This window comes from Allochromatium warmingii (assembly GCF_900107145.1).
GTDB classification, from domain to species: domain Bacteria; phylum Pseudomonadota; class Gammaproteobacteria; order Chromatiales; family Chromatiaceae; genus Thermochromatium; species Thermochromatium warmingii.
The window spans coordinates 1-11,917 of the sequence record NZ_FNOW01000062.1 but is presented as its reverse complement, the minus strand read 5'-3'; the positions used below and the strand labels follow the sequence as shown (position 1 = coordinate 11,917).

8 protein-coding genes are annotated in these 11,917 nt (G+C 55.8%); all 8 read left to right on the top strand.

All coding sequences use genetic code 11. The annotated features are described in order from the left end of the window. Positions 1–655, top strand: a 655-nt coding sequence (locus BLW10_RS12985; RefSeq protein WP_143117085.1) for an AAA-type ATPase lid domain-containing protein, incomplete at its 5' end; no start/stop codon positions are given. Between the two features lie 285 nt (positions 656–940). Then, positions 941–1,291, top strand: a complete 351-nt coding sequence (gene fliE / locus BLW10_RS12980; RefSeq protein WP_091335344.1) for a flagellar hook-basal body complex protein FliE — start codon at positions 941–943, stop codon at positions 1,289–1,291. A gap of 171 nt (positions 1,292–1,462) precedes the next feature. Then, on the top strand, positions 1,463–3,112 hold the full coding sequence (fliF, locus tag BLW10_RS12975; RefSeq protein ID WP_245709406.1) for a flagellar basal-body MS-ring/collar protein FliF: 1,650 nt from the start codon (positions 1,463–1,465) through the stop codon (positions 3,110–3,112). Further along, the gene (gene fliG / locus BLW10_RS12970) at positions 3,102–4,115 is read left to right on the top strand and encodes a flagellar motor switch protein FliG (protein ID WP_091335340.1); all 1,014 of its coding nucleotides are present in this window, start codon (positions 3,102–3,104) and stop codon (positions 4,113–4,115) included. The genes fliF and fliG overlap by 11 nt, the downstream gene beginning before the upstream one ends. Then, entirely contained in the window at positions 4,112–5,110 is a 999-nt protein-coding gene (locus BLW10_RS12965) for a FliH/SctL family protein (protein WP_091335338.1), read from the top strand. Before fliG ends, BLW10_RS12965 begins: the two co-directional genes overlap by 4 nt. A gap of 18 nt (positions 5,111–5,128) precedes the next feature. Beyond that, positions 5,129–6,514 carry a FliI/YscN family ATPase gene (locus BLW10_RS12960; protein ID WP_091335336.1) on the top strand — a complete coding sequence of 462 codons (1,386 nt, stop codon included), beginning with the start codon at positions 5,129–5,131 and terminating at the stop codon, positions 6,512–6,514. A gap of 29 nt (positions 6,515–6,543) precedes the next feature. Next, positions 6,544–6,999: a flagellar export protein FliJ gene (gene fliJ, locus BLW10_RS12955; protein WP_091335334.1), complete on the top strand. Its 456-nt coding sequence runs from the start codon at positions 6,544–6,546 to the stop codon at positions 6,997–6,999. A gap of 5 nt (positions 7,000–7,004) precedes the next feature. Continuing rightward, positions 7,005–11,917, top strand: a 4,913-nt coding sequence (locus BLW10_RS12950) for a flagellar hook-length control protein FliK (RefSeq protein ID WP_091335332.1), incomplete at its 3' end; no start/stop codon positions are given.

Here is an 11,917-nt window from a genome sequence, read left to right as displayed (position 1 = left end):
GCGCGTTGGCTCGAATAAGCCTATTCAGGCGAATGCCCGTATTATTTCTGCCACACATCGCAATCTCGAAGAAGCCGTTGAAGCGGGTTTATTTCGTCAGGATTTGTTTTTTCGCCTCAATGTGTTCCCGATTGAATTGCCCTCACTGCGCGAGCGCCCGAGCGATATTCCGCTACTGATTACGACACTTGAAGCGCGATTGCGGGAACAGGGTAGTGAACCAGCACGGCTGACGCCAGCGGTGCTTGGGCATTTGAGCCAGCAGCCCTGGCCGGGCAATGTGCGCGAGCTGGCCAATTTGCTCGAACAGCTTTCGATCATGTATCCCAATCAACTGGTTGATCTGGCGCAGTTGCCCAGTCGCTTTCGGCCCGATGGGCTGGAGTTTCGCCCGCCCGGTCTCGGTGAGCTGGAGCCGTTGCCGACCGTCACCTTGCCCCGCGCCAGCGAGGATGTGTTGCCGCCCGAGGGCATCGAACTGCGCGAGTATCTCAACGATCTGGAACGGCGGATGATTCAGGTTGCGCTCGAACACAATGATTTTGTCGTCGCCCGCGCTGCCCGGCGCTTAGGAATGCGCCGCACGACGCTGGTCGAACGGATGCGCAAATTTGGGCTAGAACGCGACGCCCGCGACGCGGCCGCAGAACTCTAGCTATTTTTTTCTCTAGCTATTTTTCTAGCGGTTTACAGCACAGTCGCACAGTTCATCGCCTCGCGTGGCGGCCACGCATCAGTAGCGTCGAGTGTCTGATTTCAGACTACAGCGTCAAAAAAACGTCGCTTTTATCCCGCCGATAGCGCATTATCACTGGCATTCAACTTGCAGTCCGCTGGACATCCCTTGATGGCTGTCCCCCGTTTGGTTCGCGCTCCATGCTTGCGCCCAGACGAGCCGCCCCCTCTTCACTCAGTCCTACGCCGCCGGAGCGTCCCCATCATGAGCGAGCTGCCGATTCAGTCTGCCCACCTGCACCTGCGCACCCTCAGCCACGCTAGTCAGGTCGAGGATTCCGCGACGCTGACCACGGTGCCTGCTGAGGCGGAACTGGCTCAAAACGCTTCCGTTGGCAGTTTTGGCCAGCATCTGCATGAGGCGCTGCGCCGCGTCAACGATATGCAGCAGGAATCGAACAACTTGCAGACGCGCTTTGAATTTGGTGACACCAGCGTCAGCCTACCGCAAGTGATGGTCGCGATGAATAAGTCGAGTCTGGCGTTTGAGGCGACCAATCAGGTGCGCAATCGTCTGCTCTCGGCGTATCAGGAAATCATGAGTATGCAGGTGTAAAGCGCGTGCGCCCGCACCGCCTAAACCTCCGCCTAGCCTGATTGTGCTGCTATGGATACTGCTGTCGCTGAAACCACCACCTCCAGCCCGACCCCAACTCCGCCGCCTCCGCCAGCTGTGCCCAATACCTTGAGTGGCCGTCTGGCGCTGGGACTGCAAGGGTTTCGGGACATGCCCGTGGGGCGTCAAATCGCGCTGCTCGGGATTCTGGCCGGCGGGCTAGTCGCGGTGGTGGCGATTCTGTTTTGGGCACTGCGCCCGACCTATGTGCCTTTGTTTAGTCAGCTTGAAAGCGCCGAAGCCGCCGAGGTGATGGAAGTGCTGACCAAACTCGGCGTGCCCTATCGCGTCGATAACAGCAGCGGACGCATCGAGATTCCACAACAGCGCGTCGCCGAAACGCGGTTGCAACTGGCCGGTCAGGGCTTACCAAAAGCGGCTGACATCGGTTTTGAGCTGTTGCAGCAAGACTCTGGCTTTGGTACCAGTCGGCTGATGGAAGGGGCGCGGTTTCAACGGGCGCTAGAAGGAGAACTCGGACGGTCGATTGCTGCGCTCGATTCGGTCGAAAAAGCGCGGGTGCATCTGGCCAAAGCCGAGCGTTCGGTGTTTGTGCGCGAGCGCGTGCCGCCGAGTGCTTCCGTTGTCGTGCATCTCAAAGGCAATCGCAGTCTGACTGATACCCAAGTTAAGGCGATTGTGCATTTGGTCTCGTCCAGCGTGCCGGAACTGATGCCCGAGCGCGTCACGGTGGTCGATCACAGCGGACGCTTGTTGACATCTAATGATGATGACAACAATCGGCGGCTGAGTCTGGATCATCTCGAATATACCCATCGCGTTGAATCCAGCTATGTGGATCGGGTGCAAGCACTGCTCACGCCGCTGGTCGGACGCGACCGCGTGCGGGTGCAAGTCTCGGCAGATTTGGATTTTGCGCAGGTCGAGCGCACCCAGGAAAGCTATAACCCCGATCAGGGCGCGGTGCGTTCAGAATTGCAACGCGATGAAGAGCGCCTCGGGGCCGATCCCTTTGTCGGCGGTATTCCTGGGGCGCTGACCAATCAGCCGCCCGCTGGCGGGGTGGTCGGTCAGCCAGCGGTGGCCGGACAGGATCAGAAAGCGCAGATGCCCAGTACGCGCACCCAGCAGACGACGCGCAATTACGAAGTCGATCGCACGATCTCGCATATTCAGGAAGTGCCGGGTACCGTCAAACGGCTCACGGCGGCCGTCGTCGTCGATTATGTCGATCAGGTCAATGACGCTGGGGAACCGATCCGCCAGCCGCGTTCGGAAGCGGAAATGGAAACGCTGCGCGAGCTGGTGCGCGAGGCGATTGGTTTTAATGGCGAGCGCGGCGATTCGCTGCAAGTGCGTTCAGCCTCTTTTGTCGCCGATGCCGCCGAGGACGCCGAGCCGATCTGGACACAGCCCTGGTTCCTCGAACTGGTCAAGATTATCGGCGGACTGCTGCTGGCGCTGATTGTGCTCTTAGCCGTAGTGCGGCCGGTGATGAAACTCTTGCTGCCCAAGCCGCCGGAGCCAGAGCCGACGCCCGAAGCACTGGAGAAAGATGGCGAGCTACCGGCCCTGACCGATGGCTCGGCCGGTGAAGACGAACTCGGCGAAGAAACGCTGTCGCTGTCGCAAGAATCAACGTCTATCGCCTCGCTGCTCAGTGCGCCCAAAGAGCTGGATCGTCAGCAACAGCTTGACCTCGAAGCCATCCGCGAGATGGTACGCGAAGATCCCAAACGGGTCGTGCAAGTCATGAAGCAATGGCTAGGGGAGGATAGCAAAAGTGCCAATGGACAATGACAATAAGCCGAAGTACAGCGGTGCCGAGCGCGTGGCCATCTTTATGATGAGCTTGGGCGAAGAATATGCCGCTGAATTGTTGCGCTATATGGGGCCAAAAGAGGTGCAGCGCATCGGTGGCGCAATGGCCTCGCTGGAGCGCGTCACCCGCTCCGATATTGACGCAGTGTTACGCGAGTTTTCGGAATTGATCCACGATCAAACCGCGCTCGGTATCGGTGCCGATGATTATGTGCGTAATTTATTGTGCGCGGCGCTGGGCGAAGATAAAGCCTCTGGTTTAATTGATCGCATTTTGCTTGGGCGCAATTCCAAAGGTCTCGAAGCACTCAAATGGCTAGATGCGCGGGCGATTTCCGAGATTATTCGCCACGAACATCCGCAAATTGTCGCTATTGTCATTTCGCATCTTGACCCCGATCAGGCCGCCGAAACGCTGTCTTATCTGCCCGAACGGATGCAATCAGATTTGATTTTGCGCATCGCCACACTCGACGGCGTGCAACCGGCGGCGCTGCAAGAACTCGACGAAATCCTCGAAAGTCAGCTTTCGGGCAAAAATACCGCAAAATCTTCGATGGTTGGCGGACTGCAAGCCGCTGCCAATATTCTCAATTTCATGGAAGGCGCACGCGAGACGGCAATTATGGAAGGCATCACCCAGGTCGATGCCGATTTGAGCGAGCGCATCCAAGAGCTGATGTTCATCTTCGCCAATCTCATAGATGTCGATGATCGCGGCATCCAGACGCTGCTACGCGAAGTCAGCACCGAATCGCTGGTGCTGGCGCTCAAGGGCGCGGATGATGATCTAAAAGACAAGATTTTCAAGAACATGTCCAAGCGTGCTGCTGAGATGTTGCGCGAGGATTTGGAAGCCAAAGGGCCGGTGCGCGTCAGCGATGTGGAAGCCGCACAAAAAGAAATCCTCGCCGTGGCGCGACGCTTGGCTGAAAGCGGCGACATCGTGCTCGGCGGCAAGGGTGGGGAGGCGATGCTGTGAAACCGATCTTGGCATCTGGACACGCTGCTGCCGCGACCGCAGAGCGTTGGTTGCCGCCGCTGGTGGGGGTGGTCGAGCCGGTCGCAGAGATCCTCGAACCAGAAGAACCGCCACCGCCAACTGCCGAAGAGATCGCAGCGATGATCGAGGCAGCGCAGCGCGAAGCGGCTGAGGCTGGTTATCGTGACGGTTACGAACGCGGCTATGCCGAGGGGCGGGCGCAGGCGGCAGCGGAAGCGGCGGTTGAGCAGGCCGAACGCGCCGCCCGTGAGCAGGCATGGCGCGAGACCGAAGCTCAGACCCTGCGTGAGACGGTCGCGGCGCTGGAAAGCATCGCGCAGTCGCTGGCCGATCCGCTGGCCGATTCCGCCGATGCGCTGGAGCCAGAATTATTGGTGCTGGTGTCAGCGATGGCGCGGCGCGTGGTGATGGCCGAATTGACGCACGCGCCGGAACGTATTCAGCAAGTATTGCATGTGGCGCTGCAACAGTTGCCTTCGCGCAAGCATCCGATCCGGCTGCATGTCAATCCGCAGGATCAATCATGGCTGATGGCTTATGCCGCCGCCCGCGATGAACAGCTTACTTGGGTCGCAGATCCGGAGATCGAACGCGGCGGCTGTGTTCTGATGAGCGGCCCGAGTCGGATTGATGCGACGCTAGATGCCCGTCTGCGTCAAAGTATTGACGCCATTTGGGGAGAACTGCATCCGCCCAAGCCGTTAGCGGTACAGGATGCCGTGAGCGCACCGCCGCTAGAGGTTCAGCCAGACGTTCAAGCCGAAGCGCCCCCGCTCGAATTGGCCCCCGCAGTCGTGCCAGAAGTTCAGGACGAAGCTGCGCCGCACGCCACATCCGCTGCCGAATCTGAGCCAACCGAACAAATTGCGCAAGCCGAGCCATCCGAGCCATCTGACATCGACCGCCTGCTCGATGATGGCCCGTTCGACGACACGGATTTTGTCTTTGAGCCACGCACCAGCGCGGCACCCTAGCAGCACGACCACGCCGCCATGAGCGATGTGATCGCCGATCTGAAGCAACAGGGCACGCAACAACTGGTTCATGCGTTGCGCGACCGGCTCGCTCGCTCCCAACAGCGCGTCGAGGATGTCCCCGCGCCGCAACCCGAAGGGCGGTTGTCGCGCATGGTCGGCATGACGCTCGAAGCTGAGGGCATTCGCCTGCCGGTCGGCGGTCGCGCCGCGATCCATACCACCAACGGCACGCTACTGGGCGCGGAAGTCGTGGGCTTTCAGGGTGAGCGCACCTTTCTGATGCCCGAAGGCAAGCTCGAAGGGCTGGCTCCGGGCGCACGCATCGAACCGCTCGAACAAGCGCGGCGCATTCCAGTGGGGCCAGCGTTGTTAGGGCGGGTGATCGACGCCCTCGGCAAGCCGCTTGACGGCGGCGGCCCGATCCGCACCGCTGAACTGGCCCCGATTGAAGGGCGACCGATGAATCCACTCGGGCGCGTGCCGGTCACGGAGCCGCTTGATGTCGGGATTCGCGCACTCAACGGCCTGCTCTCGGTCGGGCGCGGCCAGCGCATCGGGTTATTTGCTGGCAGCGGCGTCGGCAAAAGCGTGCTCCTGGGCATGATGACGCGGCACACGGCAGCCGATGTCATTGTTGTCGGTTTAATTGGCGAGCGTGGCCGCGAAGTCAATGAATTTATTTACGATATTCTCGATGAAGAATCACGCCAGCGCACCGTCGTTGTTGCGGTGCCTGCGGATCAATCGCCGCTATTACGTCAGCATGGCGCGTGGGTTTCGACCACCATTGCCGAATCATTCCGTGATCGGGGTTTGAATGTCTTATTGCTGATGGATTCATTAACGCGCTTTGCGCAGGGAGCGCGTGAAATTGCGATGGCGATTGGTGAACCACCGGCAACGAAAGGCTATTCGGCATCAGTCTTTGCGCGGCTGCCGCAATTAGTCGAGCGGGCCGGCAATGGTGATCGCGGCGGCGGTTCAATTACCGCGTTTTATACCGTGCTGGCTGAAGGTGACGATCAAAATGATCCGATTGTCGATTCAGCACGAGCGATTCTCGACGGTCATGTGGTTTTGGCGCGTGAAATTGCCGAAACCGGACGCTATCCGGCGATTGATGTCGGCGCATCAGTGTCGCGGGTGATGAGCGCGGTAGTCACACCGGAACATCAAAAAGCGGCGTTTCGCTTTCGTAATCTGATGTCCACCTATGCCCGCAACCGCGATTTAATTGCCGTCGGTGCCTATCGCAAAGGCGCAGATCCGGCACTTGATGAAGCAGTGGCAATGAATCCGCGTCTGGAAGCCTATTTAGCGCAAGGTCGGCTCGATAAAGCGAGTTTTGAAGATTCGCGCCGTCAATTATTTGAACTCTTAGGTCTGGCGACGGGTCGTTAAACTGATTTTGCTTGAGCGAGGCATGAGCGATGAGCGTCAAACGGTTTCAGCGTTTATTAAAAATCCGTGAAGCCCAAGAGAATGAATCTGCTGTGGCATTAGCGACTCGGCTCGCCGATCTCAATCAAGCCGAAGCGCAACAGGCGCAATTAACAGATTATCAAAATTCGTATCTGAATGCGCCGATTCCGAATGACGCGCATTTAATTAAACAGCTTTCGCTGATGCACCATCAATTGCGTGAGGCGGTGCAACAGCAGGAATTGCGCGTTGCCGCCGCGCAAAATCGGCTTGAACAGGCGCGGGCAGTGTGGATGGAGCGGCATCAGGCGAGTCGTTCTCTGGAAAAACTGATCGAACGGCGGCGGCGTTTTGATGCGGTTGGTGAGGGGCGGCGTCAGCAGCGTGAACTCGATATGTGGGCGACGCGCTGGGCGTCTAATCCAGACCGTGACAGCGGTTTTTCGACCTCTGACGAGGGGTGAAGGCGATGTTGCCAAGCAATCAGCAGACAGTAACCGGTCTTTCGGGGCTGCTATCGCAGTTATTCGGTGGCGTGACTGAGCGCGGCGCGTTGCCGACGGCGGAGCTGTCGGGGTCGTCGGCATTCGGTCAGTCGCTGGCGGGGCAGATCAAGTCGTTGATGATCGAGCGCGGCGACGATCCAGAGGCGGTTGCGACGATCAATGACGAGGCGTTGGTTGCGGCATTTTTGGCACAGGCGCAGATGCCGCCTGCGCCCGCTCCAGCGCCGATGCCGTTGACTGCTGAGTTTGCTGTGACGGCAACGCCAAAACAGTCGCCGACGAATGACAAGACCGCTGCACTGCCGACAACAATGTTGGAGCGGTTAGGCGAAGCTGGGCGTTTGTTGGCAGCGGAGCGTGTGCCATCTGTGACGATGCCGCAACCAACGGCTGAACCTGTTGTAGTTCAAACTGCGCCTGTGACTGAAATTGCACCGAAACCTCAAGCGGCTCCGGCTCCGACCATCGCATCACAACCGATAGTTGAACCCATCACGGTTCAAAAAATTACGCCCGTAGCTGAAGCTGCTCCGACCCCAACCATCGCACCACAACCGACAGTTGAACCTGTCACAGTTCAAACTGCGCCTGTAGCTGGAATTGCGCCGCAACGTCCGGTAGCTCCGGCTCCGACCATCGCATCACAACCGATAGTTGAACCCATCACGGTTCAAAAAATTACGCCCGTAGCTGAAGCTGCTCCGACCCCAACCATCGCACCACAACCGACAGTTGAACCTGTCACAGTTCAAACTGCGCCTGTAGCTGGAATTGCGCCGCAACGTCCGGTAGCTCCGACTCCGACCATCGCACCGCAACCGACAGTTGAACCTGTCACGGCTCAAACTGCGCCCGTGACTGGCATTGCGCCACAACGTCCGGCGGCTCCGACTCCGACTCCGACTCCGACTCCGACCATTGCACCACAACCGACAGTTGAGCCTGTCACAGTTCAAACTACGCCCGTAGCTGGAATTGCGCTGCAACGTCCGGCGGCTCCGGCTCCGACCATCGCATCGCAACCGACAGTTGAACCCGTCGCGGCTCAAACTGCGCCTGTAGCTGAAATTGTGCCGAAACCTCAAGCGGCTCCGGCTCCGACCATCGCGCCACAACCGACAGTTGAACCCATCACAATTCAAACTGCGCCCGTGACTGGAATTGCGCCACAACGTCCGGCGGCTCCCGCTCCGACCATCGCACTACAACCAATAGTTGAACCCATCGCAGTTCAAACTGCGCCCGTGACTGGAATTGCACCGCAACCTCAAGCGGCTCCGACTCCGACCATCGCACCACAACCGACGGTTGAACCTGTCGCAGTTCAAACTGCGCCTGTGACTGGAATTGCGCCGAAACCTCAAGCGGCTTCGGCTCCAACCATCGCACCACAACCGACAGTTGAACCTGTCGCAGTTCAAACTGCGCCCGTGACTGGAATTGCGCCACAACCTAGCGTTGAAGCCCAATCGATGACTGAGCCGGTTGTCATGCGTGCATCGCAGTATGCGCAATATTTGCAAAGCCGCGCAGCCGCTGGCGCTTGGACAGCACCGCTGACCGCCACATCAGTCGAGCCGCCACGCGAAACGGCTATTTCAGAGCTGACCACTCAACCCCTAGTGCTCAATCATTTATTACAACCTGGCGGCGAGCAGCATTTAGCTGAACATGTTCATCAATTAATTGATGCCGGTCTGGATCGCACAACAATTAAATTAGATCCACCGAGTTTAGGTACACTCGAATTGCGCCTTGTTCAGACTGGAACAACGCCACAAATACAACTTATTGCCGCGCATCCGGTCGCCCGAGATGTATTAGAAACGGTGCAGCCTCAATTAAATGCGACGCTGGCACTTGATGGTATCGAGACACTACCTATTGCGGCTGAAGCGACTGAAATCCCTTTATTTAATACGCCAACAATACAGAATAGCGTCGAGTCATTTAGTGTTCGATCTAATCATATAACTTCACGGCGTCTAGCACCAGAGAATAAACCGCTCAACCTCAGCCATTTATCGCAACCCAACGGCGAACAACCGCTAATTCAGCACATTCGCCAAATGATTGATTCTGGACAATCTCGCGCCGAAATCAAACTCGATCCGCCGAATTTAGGCACATTAGAAATTCGTCAAACTCAGACGAATGGAATACCACAGGTGCAAATTAGTGCGCCGAATCCTGTTGCCCGTGAAACATTGAACATTGCGCTCCCGCAAATCCGCGACGCCTTAGCGCAAACTGGCATCAAATTAGAATCTACGCCAATTATCACTCAACCGCTTGATCTCAGCCGTTTATCACAACCCAACGGCGAACAACCGTTAATTCAGCACATCCGCCAAATCATTGATTCCGGCCAAGCTCACGCTGAAATCAAACTCGATCCGCCGAATTTAGGCACACTAGAAATTCGTCAAACTCAGACGAATGGAATACCACAGGTGCAAATTAGTGCGCCGAATCCTGTTGCCCGTGAAGCATTAAACACCGCACTCCCGCAAATCCGCGATGCTTTAGCGCAAACTGGCATCAAATTAGAATCTACGCCAATTATCACTCAACCGCTTGATCTCAGCCGTTTATCACAACCCAATGGCGAACAACCGCTAATTCAGCACATTCGCCAAATCATTGATTCCGGCCAAGCTCGCGCTGAAATCAAACTCGAACCGCCGAATTTAGGCACACTAGAAATTCGTCAAACTCAGACGAATGGAATACCACAGGTGCAAATTAGTGCGCCGAATCCTGTTGCCCGTGAAACATTGAACATTGCGCTCCCGCAAATCCGCGACGCCTTAGCGCAAACTGGCATCAAATTAGAATCCACACCGATTATCAATCAATCACTTGATCTCAGCCGTTTATCGCAACCAAACGGCGAACAACCGTTAATTCAGCACATCCGCCAAATGATTGATTCCGGCCAAGCTCGCGCTGAAATCAAACTCGATCCGCCGAATTTAGGTACATTAGACATTCGTCAAACGCAAACAAATGGAATACCACAGGTGCAAATTAGTGCGCAAAATCCTGTTGCCCGTGAAGCATTAAACACCGCACTCCCGCAAATCCGCGACGCTTTAGTACAAACTGGCATCAAATTAGAATCCACGCCAATTATCAATCAACCGCTTGATCTCAGCCGTTTATCGCAACCAAACGGCGAACAACCGTTAATTCAGCACATTCGCCAAATCATTGATTCCGGCCAAGCTCGCGCTGAAATCAAACTCGAACCGCCGAATTTAGGCACACTAGAAATTCGTCAAACTCAGACGAATGGAATACCACAGGTGCAAATTAGTGCGCCGAATCCTGTTGCCCGTGAAACATTGAACATTGCGCTCCCGCAAATCCGCGACGCCTTAGCGCAAACTGGCATTAAATTAGAATCCACACCGATTATCACTCAACCGCTTGATCTCAGCCGTTTATCGCAACCCAGTGGCGAACAACCGCTAATTCAGCACATTCGCCAAATAATTGATTCTGGTCAAGCTCGCGCTGAAATCAAACTCGATCCGCCGGATTTAGGTACATTAGACATTCGTCAAACTCAGACGAATGGAATACCACAGGTGCAACTTGTTGCATCGAATCCCGTTACCCGCGAAGCATTAAACACCGCGCTCCCGCAAATCCGCGACGCCTTAGCGCAAACTGGCATCAAATTAGAATCTACGCCAATTATCACTCAACCGCTTGATCTCAGTCGCTTATCGCAACCCAACGGCGAACAGTCGTTAATCCAGCACATCCGCCAAATCATTGATTCTGGTCAAGCTCGCGCTGAAATCAAACTCGATCCGCCGGATTTAGGTACATTAGACATTCGTCAAACGCAGACGAATGGAATACCACAGGTGCAACTTGTTGCATCGAATCCCGTTACCCGCGAAGCATTAAACACCGCGCTCCCGCAAATCCGCGATGCCTTAGCACAAACTGGCATTAAATTAGAACCAACACTGATTATCACTCAACCACTTGATCTCAGCCGCTTATCGCAACCCAATGGCGAACAACCGTTAATTCAGCACATTCGCCAAATGATTGATTCCGGCGAAGCTCGCGCTGAAATCAAACTCGATCCGCCGAATTTAGGCACATTAGACATTCGTCAAACGCAGACGAATGGAATACCACAGGTGCAACTTGTTGCATCGAATCCCGTTACCCGCGAAGCATTAAACACCGCACTCCCGCAAATCCGCGACGCTTTAGTACAAACTGGCATCAAATTAGAATCCACGCCAATTATCAATCAACCGCTTGATCTCAGCCGTTTATCACAACTAAACGGCGAACAACCGTTAATTCAGCAAATTCGCCAAATGATTGATTCCGGCCAAGCTCGCGCTGAAATCAAACTCGATCCGCCGAATTTAGGCACATTAGAAATTCGTCAAACGCAGACGAATGGAATACCACAGGTGCAACTTGTTGCATCGAATCCCGTTACCCGCGAAGCATTAAACACCGCGCTCCCGCAAATCCGCGACGCCTTAGCGCAAACTGGTATCAAATTAGAATCCACGCCGATTATCACTCAACCGCTTGATCTCAGCCGTTTATCACAACCTAATGGCGAACAACCACTAATTCAGCACATCCGCCAAATGATTGATTCCGGCCAAGCTCACGCTGAAATCAAACTCGATCCGCCGAATTTAGGCACACTAGAAATTCGTCAAACTCAGACGAATGGAATACCACAGGTGCAAATTAGTGCGCCGAATCCTGTTGCCCGTGAAACATTGAACATTGCGCTCCCGCAAATCCGCGACGCCTTAGCGCAAACTGGCATCAAATTAGAATCTACGCCAATTATCACTCAACCGCTTGATCTCAGCCGTTTATC